Origin of the sequence: Pedobacter lusitanus (assembly GCF_040026395.1) — a bacterium.
GTDB lineage: Bacteria > Bacteroidota > Bacteroidia > Sphingobacteriales > Sphingobacteriaceae > Pedobacter > Pedobacter lusitanus.
The window spans coordinates 3,417,897-3,437,418 of sequence record NZ_CP157278.1; the positions used below are offsets into that span (position 1 = coordinate 3,417,897).

The 19,522-nt window shown below is 40.1% G+C and carries 13 protein-coding genes; 10 read left to right on the top strand and 3 right to left on the bottom strand.

The features are described 5' to 3' along the window. The first annotated feature begins 137 nt into the window (after positions 1–137). From PL_RS14645 to PL_RS14655, 3 genes are all read left to right on the top strand, one after another. Positions 138–1,688 carry an Rne/Rng family ribonuclease gene (locus PL_RS14645; RefSeq protein WP_041883019.1) on the top strand — a complete coding sequence of 517 codons (1,551 nt, stop codon included), beginning with the start codon at positions 138–140 and terminating at the stop codon, positions 1,686–1,688. Between the two features lie 141 nt (positions 1,689–1,829). Then, entirely contained in the window at positions 1,830–3,206 is a 1,377-nt protein-coding gene (gene radA, locus PL_RS14650; RefSeq protein WP_041883018.1) for a DNA repair protein RadA, read from the top strand. A gap of 113 nt (positions 3,207–3,319) precedes the next feature. Then, positions 3,320–5,293: a KUP/HAK/KT family potassium transporter gene (locus PL_RS14655; RefSeq protein WP_041883017.1), complete on the top strand. Its 1,974-nt coding sequence runs from the start codon at positions 3,320–3,322 to the stop codon at positions 5,291–5,293. 62 nt (positions 5,294–5,355) lie between these two features. On the opposite strand, the gene carB is transcribed toward PL_RS14655, so the two are convergent. Then, complete coding sequence (carB, locus tag PL_RS14660; protein ID WP_041883016.1) at positions 5,356–8,172, bottom strand: carbamoyl-phosphate synthase large subunit; 2,817 nt, start codon at positions 8,170–8,172, stop codon at positions 5,356–5,358. A gap of 304 nt (positions 8,173–8,476) precedes the next feature. Here carB and PL_RS14665 point away from each other — a divergent pair, with 304 nt between their 5' ends. Next, the gene (locus PL_RS14665) at positions 8,477–9,001 is read left to right on the top strand and encodes a hypothetical protein (RefSeq protein WP_041883015.1); all 525 of its coding nucleotides are present in this window, start codon (positions 8,477–8,479) and stop codon (positions 8,999–9,001) included. 93 nt (positions 9,002–9,094) lie between these two features. Here the strand turns inward: PL_RS14665 and PL_RS14670 are convergent, their stop codons facing one another. Next, on the bottom strand, positions 9,095–11,500 hold the full coding sequence (locus PL_RS14670; RefSeq protein ID WP_041883013.1) for a TonB-dependent receptor: 2,406 nt from the start codon (positions 11,498–11,500) through the stop codon (positions 9,095–9,097). 119 nt (positions 11,501–11,619) lie between these two features. On the opposite strand from PL_RS14670, the gene pnuC reads away from it, so the two are divergent. From pnuC to PL_RS14700, 6 genes are all read left to right on the top strand, one after another. Continuing rightward, complete coding sequence (gene pnuC, locus PL_RS14675) at positions 11,620–12,258, top strand: nicotinamide riboside transporter PnuC (RefSeq protein ID WP_052496375.1); 639 nt, start codon at positions 11,620–11,622, stop codon at positions 12,256–12,258. Continuing rightward, positions 12,251–12,778, top strand: coding sequence for an AAA family ATPase (locus PL_RS14680; protein WP_041883011.1), 528 nt, complete (start codon positions 12,251–12,253; stop codon positions 12,776–12,778). Before pnuC ends, PL_RS14680 begins: the two co-directional genes overlap by 8 nt. A gap of 29 nt (positions 12,779–12,807) precedes the next feature. Then, positions 12,808–12,960, top strand: coding sequence for a hypothetical protein (locus tag PL_RS14685; RefSeq protein WP_160292119.1), 153 nt, complete (start codon positions 12,808–12,810; stop codon positions 12,958–12,960). Between the two features lie 253 nt (positions 12,961–13,213). Continuing rightward, positions 13,214–15,664, top strand: coding sequence for a TonB-dependent receptor (locus PL_RS14690; RefSeq protein ID WP_041883010.1), 2,451 nt, complete (start codon positions 13,214–13,216; stop codon positions 15,662–15,664). Positions 15,665–15,700: 36 nt separating this feature from the next. Then, the gene (locus PL_RS14695; protein WP_041883009.1) at positions 15,701–16,333 is read left to right on the top strand and encodes a thiamine phosphate synthase; all 633 of its coding nucleotides are present in this window, start codon (positions 15,701–15,703) and stop codon (positions 16,331–16,333) included. A gap of 89 nt (positions 16,334–16,422) precedes the next feature. Then, positions 16,423–17,697, top strand: a complete 1,275-nt coding sequence (locus tag PL_RS14700) for an MFS transporter (protein WP_041883043.1) — start codon at positions 16,423–16,425, stop codon at positions 17,695–17,697. Positions 17,698–17,702: 5 nt separating this feature from the next. Here the strand turns inward: PL_RS14700 and PL_RS14705 are convergent, their stop codons facing one another. Next, entirely contained in the window at positions 17,703–19,442 is a 1,740-nt protein-coding gene (locus PL_RS14705; RefSeq protein WP_041883008.1) for an ABC transporter ATP-binding protein, read from the bottom strand. Positions 19,443–19,522 lie beyond the last annotated feature (80 nt).

Sequence of the window (19,522 nt, forward strand, 5' to 3'; positions counted from 1 at the left end):
AAAAAATAGATTTTTCTAGATGATCAACGAAGAATAGATACTAAGGCTGGCCTTAGTATCTATTCTTCGTTGATTTGTTTTTTATATATTCAGTCCATGTGTTTAATAAGGGATTCATCCCTTTAAATGTATAGCTTTTGGTAAAGGAATTAATTATCGATTCATCTCCTACGGGAGTAACCATAGCTTTGATTGAAGATAAACAACTTGTAGAACTTCATAAAGAACACATTAACACTAACTACGCCGTAGGCGACATTTATTTAGGCCGCATAAAAAAGATTATGCCGGGACTAAATGCTGCGTTTGTTGATGTGGGTTATGAGAAAGATGCTTTTTTGCATTATTTCGATCTTGGTCCGCAAGTTCAATCTTTATTAAAGCTTACAAAAATTAAGCGGAATGGCACTGTTAGTGGAACGTTATTAGACAATTTAAAGCTTGAAGCCGATATTAATAAGGCTGGCAAAATATCTGAGGTAGTTTCCAAAAACATGCTTATACCTGTTCAAATAGCTAAAGAGCCTATTTCAACTAAAGGACCGCGTCTAAGCTCTGATCTTTCTATTGCAGGACGGTACATAGTATTAGTCCCATTTTCTAATGTAATTTCAATCTCGAAAAAAATTAAGAGTAATACGGAACGTAATCGTCTAAAAAAGATTATTGAAAGTATTAAGCCTAAAAACTTCGGTGTGATCATCAGAACTGTTTCTGAAGGTAAAGGTGTTGAAGAATTACAAAAAGATTTATTGGATTCTGTCTCTAAATGGGAAAATTTCATCAAGAAATTACCTGAAGCAGAACCTTCCAAACGTGTTTGGGGTGAAATGGACAGAACGTCAACGTTAATTCGTGACATTTTAAGTGCAGATTTCACCAATGTTTATGTGAACGATACGGGTTTGTTTGAAGATATCCGTTCTTATGTGCATGAGATTTCTCCGGAAATGGAGAAAATAGTCAAACCTTATAAGCACAAGGAACCTATATTCGAGCATTTCGGTATTGAAAAACAAATTAAGAATGGCTTTGGCAAAACCGTAAATCTTGCCGGCGGAGCTTATCTTGTTGTAGAACATACAGAAGCATTACACGTTATTGACGTGAACAGCGGTAACAGAACTGCCAATAAGGAAAATCAGGAAGAGAATGCCTTACAGGTAAACAAAGAGGCTGCAAAAGAAATTGCCCGTCAGCTCAGATTACGTGATATGGGCGGTATTGTGGTTATCGATTTTATCGATATGCACAAACCGGTTAACCGTAAAATGTTATTTGATTACCTGCGTGAACTGATGCTGCTGGATCGTGCTAAACACACTATTCTGCCTCCAAGTAAATTTGGCCTTGTACAAATTACACGTCAGCGTGTTCGTCCTGAGATGAACATCGTGACCAGCGAAGTTTGTCCAATGTGTCATGGTACCGGCGAAATTAAAGCCAGTATTGTTTTAATGGATGATATTGAAAGTAATATGAACTACATTCTGCGTGAGCAAAATGAAAAGAATATTACACTTTGTGTACACCCGTATATAGAGGCCTTTATCAAGAAAGGTATTTACTCCCTGCAATGGAAGTGGTTCTTTAAATTCGGACAGAAAATTAAAGTAAAGGCAGTTCCGTCTTACTTACTAACAGAGTTTCATTTTATCTCTTCCAAAGACGAAGAAATAAAATTGTAGAGCTCATGTTCAAAACATAATAGAAAAGCCTGGTCAACGTACCAGGCTTTTCTATTTTATACCGGCATAAATTCGTTCCGGCTCCCAATATCCCACCGAATTATTTAAATTCGTCTTCTTGTAATTTTAATCTCAAATCAATTGGCTAAAACTAAATCAGCATATTTCTGTCAGAGTTGTGGATATGAATCAGCCAAATGGCTTGGAAAATGTCCTTCGTGTAATTCATGGAATACTTTCGTAGAGGAAGTAATTGAAAAACCAGGAGCTAGTGTACCTGCATGGCAGCCATCAGGTTCGGCAAAAAGATCAAATAAGCCCAACAAGATTACCAATATAGCTTTTACCGAAGAGAATAAAATCTCGACGAGTGATTTTGAACTGGACCGTGTACTGGGTGGCGGCCTTGTTGCCGGCTCCGTTGTACTTATCGGCGGGGAACCCGGAATAGGGAAGTCTACCCTGATGTTACAGCTTGCTCTGAATATTACCGGGAAAAAAGTCCTGTACGTTTCAGGAGAAGAAAGTGAACAGCAGATCAAAATGCGTGCGGAAAGAATAACCAGCAGTCCAACTGCTGAATGCTATATCCTTACTGAAACTTCTACTCAAAATATATTCAAGCAGATAGAAATACTTGAACCGGATATTATTGTGGTAGATTCTATACAAACACTCCACTCTGCACATATTGACTCCACGCCGGGCAGTGTTTCACAGGTAAGGGAGTGTACCGCAGAATTATTACGTTTTGCCAAAGAAACTGATACTCCCGTATTTTTAATTGGCCATATCACCAAAGACGGAGCCATCGCAGGCCCTAAAATCCTGGAGCACATGGTTGACACGGTTTTACAATTTGAAGGTGACAGACATCATGTATACCGGATTCTCCGCTCCATCAAAAACAGATTCGGAGCTGCCGCAGAACTGGGTATATATGCCATGCACAGCGGTGGATTAAGACAGGTATCCAACCCTTCTGAAATTCTACTGTCCCAAAGAGACGAGGAATTAAGCGGGATTGCCATTGCAGCAACCTTAGAAGGCGCCAGGCCCATGCTGATTGAAACACAGGCTTTGGTGAGTACTGCTGCATACGGAACGCCTCAGCGTTCTGCTACCGGCTTTGATACCAGAAGAATGAACATGCTGCTTGCAGTGCTGGAAAAAAGATGCGGTTTCAGATTGAGTACAAGAGATGTATTTTTAAACATAGCCGGAGGGATTAAGGTGGAAGATCCTGCTATTGACCTGGCTATTCTGGCCGCGATTATCTCCTCGCATGAGGAAATTTTCATCTCTTCGAAAATCTGTTTTGCAGCAGAGGTAGGTTTATCCGGCGAAATCCGGGCTGTCAACAGAATTGAACAGCGGATTGCTGAAGCAGATAAACTGGGTTTTGAAAGAATTTTTGTTTCTAACTATAATCTGAAAGGACTGGTTACGGATAAATATAAACTTGAAATTACGGGTGTCAATAAAATTGAAGATGTTTTCTCCCTGTTGTTCGGGTAGGATTCTGCCATAAAAGACTGATACTAAGCATTAAAATGCGGTTAAAATTAAACTGCATAGCGTTGAGATGGAATAAGAAAGCGTAGTTTTGATTAAAAATAGCCAAAATAATCATGCATCCTAATCTTAAAAAATTATCCGCAGCGGGTATGTTAGTTACACTGGGTATCATATTCGGTGATATCGGAACATCCCCGCTCTATACCTTTCAGGTATTACTCAAAGAGGGGGGACAGGTAAACCCGGCTTTAGTATTGGGGGCTATTTCGTGCGTGTTCTGGACGCTGACCCTGCAAACCACTTTCAAATATATTTTTATTACACTGCAGGCAGACAATAAAGGAGAGGGAGGAATCTTTTCTTTGTACGCACTAGTGAGACGTTATGGTAAATGGATGGCTATCCCTGCAATAATCGGAGCAGGAACATTACTCGCCGATGGTATTATTACCCCACCGATCTCTGTAACCTCTGCCATTGAGGGGCTAAATCTCGTGCCTGCATTATCACAGATTATTGTTCCCGGGAATACACTCATTCTGGGTATAGTGATCACCATTATTGTATTGCTGTTCTTTTTTCAACAATTTGGCACTAAAGTAATCGGGGCCTCATTTGGTCCGATTATGCTTTGCTGGTTTTGTATGATCGCTTTACTGGGGCTAATCCAGGTCATTCATTATCCGGAAATATTTAAAGCGCTCAACCCTTATTACGGGGCACGCTTACTAATGGATCATCCACATGGCTTCTGGCTGTTGGGAGCGGTATTTTTATGTACCACCGGAGCCGAAGCTTTATATTCTGACCTGGGACACTGCGGCAGAAAAAACATACAGATCAGCTGGATTTTTGTAAAGACAGCATTAGTACTGAATTACCTTGGACAGGGTGCATGGGTATTAATGCAAAGTCCGCAAAAAAGCTTTGATGGTGTTAATCCGTTTTTTGAGATTGTGCCGCACTTATTTTTAATTCCTGTTGTCATTGTTGCCACCATGGCGACAATTATTGCCAGCCAGGCATTGATTTCGGGCTCCTTCACTTTAATCAGCGAGGCTGTAAGTATGAATTTCTGGCCAAAGGTGACCATCAAATACCCCACTAATATTCGCGGACAGATTTATATTCCAAGTATAAACTGGTTGCTTTGTATAGGCTGTATTGCTGTTTCCCTTTATTTCAGAACATCTGAGAATATGACCGCAGCCTATGGATTCTCTATCACCATTGCAATGCTGATGACTACTATTCTGATGTATTATTTTATGCGTTATGTAAAACGGTGGCCACTCTGGCTGGTTCTTTTGATAGTCAGTGTATTTGCTGTGGTTGAACTTTCTTTCTTTGTAGCAAACTCCGTAAAAATTGTCAAAAGGTTATTCTTCCTCGTTTTTGAAGTGGGTTTGATTTTCACCATGTTTGTTTGGTTTAAAGCCCGTAAGATTACTAACCGCTTCTTAAAGTTTGTTGATCTGGAAGACCAGGTACCCATGCTGAAGGCTTTAAGCGAAGATCGCTCCATAGCTAAATACTGTACGCATCTGATCTATCTGACCAAAGCAAATAACAGTAAACAAATTGAACAGAAAGTACTTTATTCTATTTTCAGCAGGAATCCCAAAAGAGCAGATGTATACTGGTTTGTACATATTGAAAGAACCGATGAACCCTATACGATGGAGTTTATGGTCGAGGAGCTTGCTGATGATAAGATTATCCGCATAGAATTCAGACTGGGTTTCCGTATTCATCCAAGGATTAACGTACTGTTCAGAAAGGTCGTGCAGGAAATGGTCGCTAATAAAGAGATTGACATTACCAGTAAATATGATTCCCTGAATAAGTTTAACCTGGCAGCAGATTTCCGCTTTGTGATCATGGAGAAATTCCTTTCCTATGAAAACGAATTCAGTCTGAAAGACGGTTTTATTCTGAGAAGCTATTTTGCGATAAAAAAACTGGCGCAGTCTGACACTAAAGCTTTTGGCCTGGATACGAGTGAAACGATTATTGAAAAAATCCCACTGGTCGTTTATCCTGTAGAAAATATACACCTGAAACGTATTTTCAAGCCGGTCGGCTGACAAATCACACAGGCATAAAAAAAGTCCCGTAAATACGGGACTTTTTTGTTATCAAACATATATTATTTTGATAAATACATTGATTTGTCTTTATACAGTTTTCTGAAATAAGGATCTTCCAGGTCTTTGATAAATCTGATAGATTCACCTGTAGATTTCATTTCAGGACCTAACTCTTTCGGTACTTCAGGGAATTTATCGTAAGAGAAAACCGGCTCTTTAATTGCGTAGCCTTCTAATTTACGTTCAATTTTGAAGTCTTTCAGTTTGTTTACCCCTAACATTACTTTAGCAGCGATATTGATATAAGGAACATCATATGCTTTGGCGATAAAAGGAACCGTTCTTGATGCTCTTGGATTTGCTTCAATTACATAAACCTTTTCATCTTTTACGGCAAACTGAATATTCAGTAAACCGATTACATTTAAAGCTCTGGCTATTTTTTTAGAGTAAGTCTCCATGCTTTCCATCACTTTGGCAGAAAGACTGAACGGTGGCAATACTGCAAATGAATCTCCGGAGTGGATACCAGCCGGCTCAATGTGTTCCATTAAACCAACAATATGTACATCCTCACCATCACAGATTGAATCTGATTCAGTTTCTTCTGCTCTGTCAAGGAAATGGTCAATCAGCACTCTGTTACCCGGTAAATCACCCAGTAACTTCACTACTGCTTTTTCCAGATCTTCATCATTGATCACAATACTCATTCCCTGTCCACCCAATACATAACTAGGACGGACCAATACCGGATAACCTACTTCATTAGCTACTACGATAGCTTCTTCTGCATTCTCGGCAACACCGTACTTAGGATATGGAATATCTAATTCTTTTAACAGATCTGAGAAACGGCCACGGTCTTCTGCAATATCCATATCGTTATAAGAAGTACCAATGATTTTAATTCCGTTTTCATGAAGCTTTTCTGCCATTTTCAAAGCAGTCTGACCACCTAACTGTACAATCACACCTACAGGGTTTTCCAGTTCGATGATTTCACGTACATGTTCCCAGAATACCGGCTCAAAGTATAACTTATCTGCCATGTTGAAGTCTGTAGAAACAGTTTCAGGATTACAGTTGATCATAATCGATTCAAATCCGCTTTCTTTTGCTGCCAGTAAACCGTGCACACAAGAGTAATCGAACTCAATACCCTGACCAATACGGTTCGGGCCTGATCCTAATACAATAATTTTCTTTTTATCTGAAGGAACTGATTCGTTCTCCTCCTCAAAAGTCGAGTAGTAATATGGTGTCTGTGCAGCAAACTCAGCAGCACAGGTATCTACCATCTTATACACTCTTCTGATTCCCAGTGATTTTCTGCGGTCATAAACCTCATCCTCAGTTACATTACCCAACAGGTAAGCAATCTGGATATCAGAGAATCCTTTTTGTTTCAGGTTGAAGAAAAATTCCTTCGGTATATTAGTTAATGAATAACGTTTTAATTCTGTTTCCAGCTGTACCAGCTCCTGGATCTGAGCAAGGAACCATTTGTCAATTCTAGTGACTTTACGGATAGATTCCAGTGGAACGCCCATACTCATGGCATCCTTGATCAGGAATAAGCGGTTCCAGCTTGGATGCTCCAGGCCGTGCATAATCTCTTCGATGCTTCTGTTATGTTTTCCATCAGCACCCAAACCAGCACGTCCGATTTCCAGACTCTGACAAGCTTTCTGCAATGCTTCAGTAAAACTGCGGCCAATTGCCATCACTTCACCAACAGATTTCATCTGTAAGCCCAGTTCAGGATTTGCTCCTTTGAATTTATCAAAGTTCCAGCGTGGTACTTTAACAATTACATAATCTAAAGTTGGCTCAAAATAAGCCGAAGTAGTTTTTGTAATCTGATTTTCTATTTCATCAAGGTTATAACCAATCGCCAGCTTAGAAGCAATTTTAGCAATCGGATAACCTGTTGCTTTACTTGCCAGTGCTGATGAACGGGAAACCCTTGGGTTAATCTCAATAGCAATGATATCGTCGTTATCAGGATTAACAGAGAACTGTACGTTACATCCCCCTGCAAAAGTACCTATCGCACGCATCATTTTGATAGCCTGGTTACGCATGTCCTGGTAACAGCTGTCAGATAATGTCATTGCCGGCGCAACTGTAATAGAGTCACCGGTATGAATACCCATCGGATCGAAGTTTTCAATAGAACAAATGATAATCACATTATCATTGCTGTCTCTTAATAACTCTAATTCATATTCTTTCCAGCCTAAAACTGCTTTTTCTACAAGAACTTCATGTGTTGGAGAAGCTTCAAGACCACGTTTAAGCGCAGCATCAAATTCTTCCTTTTTATGAACAAATCCACCACCTGATCCTCCTAAAGTATAAGAAGGACGAATAACCAGCGGATAGCCTATTTCCTGTGCAGCTTCTTTACCTTCAAGGAAAGAGTTCGCAATTTTTGATGGTGCAACACCCACACCTATGTCAACCATTAACTGGCGGAAAGATTCTCTGTTTTCTGTTTTTTCAATGGCAGCAACATCAACTCCAATCACTCTAACACCATGTTTTTCCCAGACACCGCGCTCTTCAGCCTCTTTACAAAGGTTTAAAGCAGTCTGCCCTCCCATGGTTGGCAATACAGCGTCAATTTTCCGCTCTATTAAAATCTGCTCAATAGAGTCTACCGTTAAAGGTCTGAGGTAAACATGGTCTGCAATGATCTTATCGGTCATAATAGTTGCAGGATTGGAGTTAATAATAGAAACTTCAATTCCTTCTTCTTTTAAGGATAAGGCAGCTTGGGATCCGGAGTAATCAAACTCACAGGCTTGGCCAATAATAATAGGTCCGGAACCGATAATCAATACTGAACGTATGGATGTGTCTTTAGGCATAAGGCTTTAAAAAAGTCTAAAGTGTTGTTAAAAAATGTTCGTCTTGTAAGACTGATAGCTGGGCGAGATTTTCTATGCTATGGTTGAAGAATCCCGACTGTTCTGTCGGGATGCAAAGTTACATTATTAGCTGGTAATAATTCAGATTTATTTTAAAGAGTTTTATAAACTTAAACAGTAATAATTACGCTCAAAAAACAGCATTATCTGCTGCCAGAGACGGTTTGATTTTCAGGAGCGTACTTTGCACAGCTTTTATACGTTACTAGAAAACAGCTGACGCTGTCATACATGATTAAAAACAATGAAGAAATTACTATTTACAGTCCTTGCTGCAGTGATCTTATTAAGCGGTTGCGGAACTGTCCAGTCTATTATCAAGTCCAGTTTTCCGTATACCGCCACACTGGTTATTCCCAAATCTTCCAGAGCTGACAGCATAAGTTCAGTGACCAGTACAGCCGGCAGTTTTGATGAGGTCATCGGAAATCAGAGCGGAAATGACTATGTCAGGGATATCAGAATAGCTTCGGCACGTATTGTCGCCTCTGATCCCAATGATAAAAGCATGGGGATGTTTAAATCCTTAAAGATATTTGTTTCCAATGGAAACAGCGGAGAAGTTATGGTGGCTTCCAGAAACGACATTGCTGAACATATCGGATCTTCTCTGGTACTGGATATTGACAACTCCCGTTTTGTAGATCAGTACATGAAAGGCAACAACCTTAAAGTACGGTTGGAATATGTGTTAAGAGAAAACTTAACAACAGACGTAAGTGTCAGAACATCGCTGAGTTTCAGTTCGTCGCCTAACAGCAAAAAATAACAAAAAAGAGTCCGCATTAAACTGCTCCCGGAAATCCAGACAATTTTGGGACAGCCCATACGGACTCTTTTTCAAATAGCTTATGGAAACTTATTAAAATTTGTAAGCAATGCCGACTCTGTAATTTCTCAATGGCTCTGTCTGCCATGCATAAGCGGTAACAGTACCAAAATTATAGATTTCACCATCATACAGGTATTTATTTAAGATATTAAACACGTTACCTGTAATTTTGATATTGCCTTTACTCCAGAACAGTCCGCCGTCCAAACGGAAATAGTTTGGTAAAGGTTTATCATCAGATCTGCTCCAGCTACCCGGTACGCGGTCAATCTGCCAGGAGAAGCCTGTAGAAATTCCGGCACCTTGCAATAGTCCGTTTTGTACAGTGTAAGTTAACCAGCTATTTGCAGTATGTTTGGCAAACCCGGGCACAACATCTCCTACTTTAATACTTTCCACATCAGGATTTGCTTTGGTTACTTTACCATCAGTATAAGCATAATTGGCTATCAGCTGTAGTCCTCTGACTATTTCTCCTCTCAGATCAAACTCAATACCCTGTACTCTTTTTTCACCCAGAACAACACTGTATATCTTTTTGGGATCAGTTGGGTCTCCGGTCAGTTCGTTTTGTTTGACGATACGGTAAAAAGATAAAGTTGTGTTGACCTTACCGTCAAGCCAGTCCCTTTTGAGACCAAATTCCGTATTGACTCCGGTAACCGGTTTAATCTTGCCTCCGTCTCTGAGTATTCCGCTCTGAGGGATAAAAGCCTTGTCATAAACGGCATATAAAGAGGTATTGTTGTCGATAGAGTAGCTCAGACCAAACCTTGGTGAAAACTGGTTTGCCTTATTGGGATCTTCGGCACTTTTACCCCAGCTGTATTCTTTGATATTGGTAAACCTGCCGGCCAGGGTTAATCTTAATTTGTTATTAAAAAAGCCCAGTTCTTCCTGCAAATAAAAAGAGTGATACTTAGAGCCGATTAAACCTCCGGCATCTATAGCCCGCTCTTTTAAAGGAGTTAAGCGTCTGATATCAAAAGCCGTATATGCTGCCGGATTAGTCCCATATACAGGATGTTCGCTGTTAAATGGACTGGCATCGGAATCCAGGTTAACACTACTGTTCCAGTCAGCTGCGTATTTTTTATCTCCGGCATCAAAACCAGCCAGAATCCTGTGCTGTACAGCGCCTGTATTAAAGTTTCCGTTTAAAAATACCTGAGCCAGTTTCATACTGCTGGTTGCATCCCATATTCCAATGTTACGAATGATTGTTCCGTCGGCATTTATTTTAGATGGCCAGCCGCTGTTACCCGACATATTGTAATTATAATATGCTCCCTGGGCGGTTAGCTTCCAGTGCTCATCAAACCTGTGCTGCACATTCAATGTAATGCTTTGGTCATTGATGATTGTAGGTGGAATCAAGGGATCAGATTGTGACAAATTAACCGGTAAACTACCATAACCATTTACTCCAAACACATAAGAGGAGCCTACCTGACTGGTTTTAGCCCGCTGCAAAGTATACTCGGCAGTAAACTTAGTATTCCCGGTCTGATAAGACAGCACCGGAGCGATACTGTACCTGTCATTGTATTCAAAGTCTCTGTGTGATTTTTTATTTTGCCCGGATGCATTGAGTCTGAACAATAACTTACCATCTTCAGTCAGTTTTCTATCAAAATCCACAGTAGTACGGTACAATCCGTAACTTCCGGTAGTAAATGAAACTTCCCCTTTATTGATTCCCGTAGGCTTTTTAGTAACTACATTATATAACCCGCTCGGATCTCCGCTGCCCAGCATAAAACCTGCCGGACCTTTAACAAATTCAATATGATCAACAAAACTCATGTCTTCGGTAAGGGGTCCCCAAAAGGAATTAACCACATTAAAGCCATTTCTAAAAGCCTGAATCTGTGAACCCCGCATTTTGATATTGGCATACATATCAGCCCAGTGCTGGGTACGTATGGCTCCGCTGACATTTCTGATTACTCCATCACTCATACTGGTGATCTGCTGGTCTTTGAGGACTTGTTCGCTAACAATCTGAATATTTTGCGGTGCCTCCAGCAAAGGTTCATTTAACCTTAAAGTGGCAGATGGCAGACTTACTTTATATTTATTTTTAATCGCTGCAATTTTGACTTCCTGTAAAGCTTCATCATTTTCAGCTAACACAAAATCTATGGTTTGTGTTTCTCCGGCATTCACTGAGATGTTTTTTTCAGTAGAACGAATGCCTATTGCCGAGGCTTTGATTGTATGGGTTCCTGCTTTGACATGTTTAATCACAAACTCCCCCTTTTCATCAGTCATAGTGGCGATGCCTTTGCCTTTCAGTGTAATCGAGATTTGGGAAGCGGCCTTTCCGCTGGATATGGTAACTTTGCCTTTTATCACTGCGCTTTGTTGCGCTAAAGCGATTAAACTACTAAACAACAGCACTGCTGTTAGTATAGGTAATTTGGTTTTATACATCTAAGTTATTTGGATTGATTATGAATAAGGGCAAAAGTAAGTGATACATCTTTAAAATTCAAACTATTTAAAATAATTCTAAATAGTTATGGACAGAAAAATAATTTTACATTTGGCACATGGTAGCTATTGTTGATGTAGTCAGGGAGAGTATCACCCATTTTTTCAGGGTAACCAGCTGGCTGGAATGGTGCGGTGTGATTACAGGGACTCTTTGTGTCTGGCTCGCGGCAAAAAACAATATTCTAAACTGGCCACTTGCCATTATAAGTGTACTGATCTATATTTTCATCTTTTTTGAAAGTAAGTTATATTCTGATATGGGTTTGCAGGTATATTTCCTGGTCACCAACGCCTATGGCTGGTATTTCTGGAGCAAAAACAGGAATAACTCTGAGTCATCCAGACCCGTAAGTACAATTACCAATAAAGAAATGGCCCTTTCGGCTATAGCAATTATTCTCCTCACCATTCTTCCTGGAACTTTACTCCATTATTTTACCAAAGCATCCTATCCATTCCTGGATAGTTTTTGTACTGCATGCAGTCTTGTTGCCCAAATCTTCCTGGCCAGAAAAATATTACAGAACTGGCTGATCTGGATTTTTGTAGACATTATTTATGTGGGTGTTTATATCTCCAAAGATCTGTATGCAACGGCAATCATGTATACCTTGTATGTTTATATTGCATGGGTAGGTTATCAGGGATGGAAAAAAACAAGGTTAGAACAGCAATCACAAGGAATTCATGATTAAGAAAATAGCTATTGTAGGCCCTGAAAGTACGGGAAAATCAACCATTACAAAATTATTAGCCAAACATTATGATACGCTTTGGGTATCAGAGTTTGCGCGCTATTATTGTGCAGCATTGACAGCCCCCTGTACTATGCAGGATGAGATTAACATGTTTCACGGGCAGGTAGCACTGGAAGAGTCTGTACTGGCCATGACAGAAAAGGATTTTATTTTTTGCGACACGACGATTCTGACTGTAAAAATATGGAGCGATGAGATGCTCGGTGAAACACCGCAAATGGTTTTAGATGCGTTGAATGAAAGAACCTATGACCTTTATCTGCTGCTTGATATAGACTTGCCATGGCAGGAAGATCCTTTACGCGATTTTCCTCATATGCGTGAGCATTTCATGTCTGTCTGGCATAAAGAATTAAAAAACCTGAACGCTAATTATGTTGTTGTCGGAGGTATTGAAGACCGTCTGCAAAATGCAATTACAGTAATAGATCAGTTCTTAGAAATAAAAACGGCTTAAAATTTAAAGACATTAAATAAACAGATCAAATGAACGAAACAGAATTTTTAGCCTATTGTAAAAGCCAGCTTACCGGCCCGCTTAAGGATGAAGATGTGATTACCATGTTAACTGCCTGGGGAAGTATTAAATATTCACAGGGTTATCAGAATGCATTAGAGGAGAAAGAAGATATAGAGTAAGCCCTCAGACACCGTTTAATTGCTATATCTAAAATATTTCATACATTTGCCGATATCAAAAGGGGTGCCTTGTTTTGTAAAAAACACAAAGACGGGCTGAGATCATACCCATTATTTGATAGCTGAATAAATATCATGCTATTCAAATATACACCTGATCCGGATAATGCCGGCGGAGGGATTGGAGTTATGGAGTTTAATTATGTTGCATTAGCCCTATGTGTAACAGGTTTTACTAAAAAACAGTAGCAAATTGAAAACATTACTGATCGCAGTTATAGCTGTGTTCCTTTTACCTGTATTGGCCAGCGCGCAATTTACAATTTCGGGGTCCGTTTCAGAGCAAACAAAGCATACCGGTTTACCCGGAGCAAGTATCAGCCTAAAAAACACAAACAACGGTATAAACAGCAACTCTCGCGGAGAATATCAGCTCAAAAACATCAAAGCAGGTAAATATGTCCTGACAGTAAGTTTTGTGGGTTATGAAACTCAGCATCAAACTATTGAGGTTAACGGAGATCAGCGAATTGATTTTGAACTGAAACCTTCGGCATACCTGGCTGATGAAGTTATTGTAATGGCCACCAGAGCAACAGAAAAATCCGGTACCACTTATAAAAATGTAAGCAAAGCTGACATTGCTGTCAATAATTTTGGTCAGGATTTACCTTTTATAATCAATAATACACCAGGAGTCGTTGTGACTTCGGACGCTGGTGCAGGAGTTGGTTATACAGGTATCAGAATCAGGGGAAGTGACGCTGCCAGAATAAATGTCACAGTGAATGGTGTCCCATTAAATGACTCTGAAAGTCAGGGTGCTTTCTGGGTAAATATGCCTGATTTTGCTTCTTCGGTTGAAAGTATTCAGATTCAGCGTGGCGTGGGTACCTCTTCCAATGGTGCTGCCGCCTTTGGCGGGAGCTTAAACATCCAGACTTCTGCACCTGCCTTGGATCCTTATGCTGAAGTGAACAGTACTTACGGCTCTTTCAATACTTTAAAAAACACGGTAAAAATCGGAACAGGATTAATTGATAACAAGTTTAGTTTTGACGGCCGTCTATCCCGTATACAATCTGATGGATTTGTAGACCGTGGTGCATCGCTATTGAAATCTTATTTCTTATCTGGTGCTTACCATGGAAAAACTGATCTGTTACGTATCAATGTCTTTTCAGGTTCAGAAAAGACCTATCAGTCATGGAATGGTGTGCCTGAATCAAGACTAAGGGGAGACTTACAGGGAATGAAAGATTATATTGTTCGAAATGAACTGACAGGTGCCGATGCAGATAACCTGTTAAATTCTGACAGCCGGAAATACAACTCATTCCTGTATAAAGATCAGAATGATAATTACTGGCAGGATCACTATCAGGTATTATACGCCAAACAGTTTAATGATAAGCTCTCTTTTAATGGTGCGCTCCACTATACCTACGGAAGAGGTTATTATGAAGAATTTAAGGCCGGTCAGCTTTTCGCTGACTATGGTCTGAAAAACCCTGTAATTAACGGAGCTCCTGTTTTATCAACTGACCTGGTACGCAGACGCTGGTTAAACAACAATTTTTACGGCGCAACCTATAGTTTTAACTATAAGGCCAGTTCCAGTTTAAACTTCACGGTAGGAGGTGCATACAATCAATACCGTGGTAAACATTATGGTCAGATCAGCTGGTCACAGGTGTCTTCAAATCTGAATAACTCAGATCACTATTATGATGGCGATGGAAATAAAAATGATTTTAATGTCTATACCAAAGTATCCTACAGCCCGGCTGAGAAACTTAACTTATTCGCAGACCTGCAATACAGAGCACTGAAATATGATATTACAGGGAAAGATAATGACCTGCTGCCTTTAAATGTTCATGATAAACTCAACTTCTTTAATCCTAAAATTGGTGCATCGTACTTTATAGATCCGAAAAGTAATATTTATGCCTCCCTGAGTGTGGCTAATAAAGAGGGCAACCGGGATGATTATGTAAATGCCAATGTGGGGACTGTTCCTCATCCTGAACGTTTGTACAACGTGGAAGCAGGGTATCGTATCAAAGATAGCCGTTACAGTGCTGGTATCAATGTTTATGGTATGTTCTATAAAGATCAGCTTGTGGTTACCGGTAAAGTAAGTGATGTCGGTGCATCAATCAGACAAAATGTACCGAACAGCTCCAGACTGGGAATTGAATTTGACGGATCTTATACGCTTAGCAGATACTTTTTAGTTAATGCCAATGCCGCAATCAGCAGAAATAAGATTAAGGATTTTTCGGAGTTCATTCATAATTATGACACGAAAAAGGAGGATATGTATACTTACACCAATACCAATATTTCCTTTTCACCTGATGCGGTATTGTTTGGAGAGCTGGTTTATAAACCATTTACCGGTTTTGCGATTGCTTTACAAAGTAAGTATGTGAGCAAACAGTATATGGATAACACACAAAATGAAGGCAGGAAACTTAACGGTTACTGGGTTAACAATCTTCGTTTAGGCTATGATTTTAGCTTCAAAGGTGTTAAGAATATGAATATTGGTTTGCTGGCTAATAATATTTTAAACAAAAAATATGAGTCAAATGGCTATACCTATGGTTCTTATAGCGGTGGTAACAGGGTAACAGAAAACTTCTACTTCCCACAGGCCGGAACTAACTTACTTTTGTCCTTAAATGTTAGATTCTAAAGACTAAATTAAAAAAATTATCAGGTATATATACACATGAAAAAATTCATCGAAAAACTTCAGTTTATCACCCATGATATTGATACCCTGACTCACATAGAACAGGCGCAGATTGCTTGTGAAGCGGGAGCAAAATGGATTCAATACCGTTGTCTGACTAAAGATGACGAAGCTCTTCTGAAAGATATTCATGCCATCGCAGAGATCTGTGATGACTGGGGAGCTACACTGATTGTAACCAATCATATTCATTTAAACAGAAAGGCAGATATCCAGGGTTTCCACATTGAAGACATGGATGCTGATTTTAAAGCTTTACGTGAACAACTGGGCGAAGATATTACTATTGGCGGGTCTTCAAATACTGTTGAAGGGTTAATCAGAATTGCTGCTGAAGGTGCGGATTATGCAGGCTGCGGACCTTTCAGCCATACGGATACCAAACCCAATAATTCTCCATGGTTAGGACTGGATGGGTATACAGAGATTGTTGCAGTCTTAAAAGAAAAGGGAATTGAGCTTCCGGTGCTGGCCGTAGGCGGCGTTAAGTTAACTGATGTTGAAGCCCTGACAGGAACCGGTATCTTCGGAATTGCAGTTTCTTCTGCAATTAATCAGGCTGAAAACATGAAACATGCTTATCAGGATTTCTATGATCTTGTAAAATAATACTAATGTCAGATATGACTCTGTCATATTTGACATTACATTTCAAAAATCCTTTCTTATCCTATACATTTGTTCCAAATCATTTTCCTTTGGACAGTCCCAGAATTGTAGATAAACAAGATCCTTATGCCGCCCTGCGTTACAGGGAATTCAGATCTTTCCTTGGTATGCGTTTCTTTTTCACGTTTGCCTACCAGATGCAAGCCGTCATTATCGGCTTTCACATTTATCATTTAACAAAAGATCCGCTTGCACTGGGCCTGGTTGGGCTCTGTGAAGCACTCCCTTCTATAGGTATTGCACTCTATGGTGGTTATGTTGCCGATAAGTCAGAAAAAAGGGGACTGCTGCTTAAAATATTTCTGGGAGTCTTTATCTGCTCTTTGATTATGCTGGTCGCAACCTCCCATCAGATGCATCCTTATGTCCTGGAAAGTTATATCATTCCTATTATGTATACGATGGTATTTGGGATAGGGATTGCCAGGGGATTTTTCAGCCCTGCAACTTCTTCTCTGATGGCGATGACAGTTCCAAGAGAGCTTTATCCCAATTCCAGTACCTGGAACAGTTCTTCTTATATGACAGCCTCTATTCTGGGACCGGCAGTTGGCGGATTAATCTATGGTTTTTATGGAATCACCGTTACCTATTCGGTAATTATCCTGTTCATCTTCGTCGCACTGGTCTGTGTGTTTTTCCTGAAATCACATCCTCCAAAATACATTCCCAAAGAAAGTATCATGAAAAGTCTGACTGAGGGTGTGCAGTTTGTATTCAAAAGTAAAATGATGCTGGGTGCAATGAGCCTGGACTTATTTTCTGTATTTTTTGGCGGTGCGGTTGCTTTATTACCAGTTTTCGCGAACGATATTTTAAAAGTAGGTTCTGAAGGACTGGGCTTTATGCGTGCGGCTGCATCTGCGGGAGCTGTTCTGACGATGCTGGTGATGACCAGAATTTCCCCGATGAACAGACCATGGAGAAACCTGCTGGTAGCAGTAGTAGGTTTTGGCACAAGCATTATCTGTTACGGCCTTTCTAAGAACTTCTATTTAACATTGCTGTTCCTGTTCATGGAAGGTGCATTTGATAGCGTCAGCGTCCTTATCCGATCTACAATCATGCAATTACTGACACCCGACAGGATGCGTGGCCGGGTATCGGCTGTAAACAGTATGTTTATAGGTTCTTCCAATGAAATCGGCGCATTTGAATCCGGGCTTACCGCAAAACTCATGAGAACAGTTCCGGCAGTAGTATTTGGCGGATGTATGACTATTATCGTAGCGGGTATCACTTATACTAAAACCAAAAGCCTGCTTGGTCTTACTTTACAGGATATCCACGAAGAAACAGTTTAACCTGCTTATCTTTCTCCTACCTGCTGTCTCCACATTGCATAATACAGTCCTTTCTCTTCCAGCAGGTCTGCATGTTTTCCCTGTTCAATGATATGTCCTTTCTCAAGCACATATATACGGTCTGCGTGACGGATAGTAGATAATCTGTGCGCAATCAGGATGGTGATATGGTTTGTAAATTCTGAAACTTCTCTTATTGTAGCAGTGATTTCCTCTTCGGTCAGTGAATCCAGAGAAGAGGTCGCTTCATCAAAAACCAGGATATCCGGTCTGCGCAGTAAAGCTCTGGCAATTGATAAACGTTGTTTTTCTCCTCCTGAAACCTTAACTCCGCCTTCTCCGATTACTGTATCCAGACCTTTATCAGCTCTTGCTAAAAGCGTCTGACAGGCTGCCTGCTCCATCACACGTAAACACTCTTCATCTGTTGCTCCGGGACGGACAAACTGAAGATTTTCTCTGATTGTTCCGGAAAACAGCTGCGTATCCTGAGTAACAAACCCAATCTTCTCTCTTAAACGATCCAGATCAATCTCTTTACTCGAAATCCCATTATATAATACCTGTCCAACCTCTGGCTGATAAAGTCCCACCAAAAGCTTTACAAGGGTAGTTTTGCCAGAACCTGAAGGCCCGACAAAGGCTATCGTTTCTCCATCATGAACCTTGAAACCTATTTCATTAAGGGCATTGGTTTTTCCTGTCAGATGTCTGAAACTTAATCCTGAAAACTCAAGAGATTCAATTTTGTGCAGCACCTTTGGATTCAGCGGTTTCTGATCAACAGGTGTACTGAGAATCTTTTTGAAATTCCCGAGTGAAACTTCGGCTTCTCTCCAGGAAAGGATCACATTCCCCAGTTCCTGTAAAGGTCCGAAAAGGAAAAAGGAATAAAACAAGAAAGAAAAATACTGACCTGCAGAAATTGTATTTTCAAAAATCAGAATAAGCAACACAACTACCATGATACTCCTGACCAGGTTAACGGTTGTTCCCTGTACAAAACTCATACTTCTTACATATTTGACCTTTCTTAATTCCAGGCCAAGAATTTTGTAAGTGGTTTTATTCAAACGTTCTATCTCCTGATTGGCAAGCCCAAGACTCTTAACCAGTTCAATATTTCTTAAAGATTCTGTTGTTGAACCGGCAAGCGCAGTAGTTTCAGCTACGATATTACGCTGGATTACCTTAATCTTTCTGCTTAAAAACCAGCTGACAAAACTGATCACCGGGATAGCCAGAAAGTAAATAACAGTCACTTTATAACTCACGGATACCGAATAGACAATCACAAAGATCATCCCGATCAGACTGACAAACAGAATACTGATAAAAGAGGTTATAAATTTCTCACTGTCCAGTCTCACTTTCTGAAGAATACCCAGCGTCTCTCCGCTACGCTGATCTTCAAAGACCTGATATGGAAGTTCAAGGGAATGTTTCAGCCCGTCAGCATACATCTCTGCACCTACTTTCTGAACGATAATACTGGTAAAATAATCCTGAAAATTCTTTGCTATACGGGATACCATTGCGGCACCAACACCCAGCCCGATCAGTCCTAATACACCCCAGACAAACTGGTCGCGGTTAAGCACGTCCTTTTTCTCAATGAAATTATCAACGATCCTCCCGGTAATATATGGATCAAGCAGAGAGAAACCTATATTGATGGCGGCCAGCACAAGAGCCAGACAGACTACCCATTTGTAATTTTTAAGATACTGTACTAATAAGTTCATGCAGAAAAAATAGAGAACAAAAATAAACAAAGGGAATATAGCAAAAACCATATTCCCTTTTAATTACTCTTAAATTATAT

Coding starts and splice junctions, on each gene's coding strand:
- PL_RS14655 (WP_041883017.1), top strand. CDS start 3,320: ATGCATCCTAATCTTAAAAAATTATCCGCAGCGGGTATGTTAGTTACA.
- carB (WP_041883016.1), bottom strand. CDS start 8,172: ATGCCTAAAGACACATCCATACGTTCAGTATTGATTATCGGTTCCGGA.
- PL_RS14665 (WP_041883015.1), top strand. CDS start 8,477: ATGAAGAAATTACTATTTACAGTCCTTGCTGCAGTGATCTTATTAAGC.
- PL_RS14670 (WP_041883013.1), bottom strand. CDS start 11,500: ATGTATAAAACCAAATTACCTATACTAACAGCAGTGCTGTTGTTTAGT.
- pnuC (WP_052496375.1), top strand. CDS start 11,620: ATGGTAGCTATTGTTGATGTAGTCAGGGAGAGTATCACCCATTTTTTC.
- PL_RS14680 (WP_041883011.1), top strand. CDS start 12,251: ATGATTAAGAAAATAGCTATTGTAGGCCCTGAAAGTACGGGAAAATCA.
- PL_RS14685 (WP_160292119.1), top strand. CDS start 12,808: ATGAACGAAACAGAATTTTTAGCCTATTGTAAAAGCCAGCTTACCGGC.
- PL_RS14695 (WP_041883009.1), top strand. CDS start 15,701: ATGAAAAAATTCATCGAAAAACTTCAGTTTATCACCCATGATATTGAT.
- PL_RS14705 (WP_041883008.1), bottom strand. CDS start 19,442: ATGAACTTATTAGTACAGTATCTTAAAAATTACAAATGGGTAGTCTGT.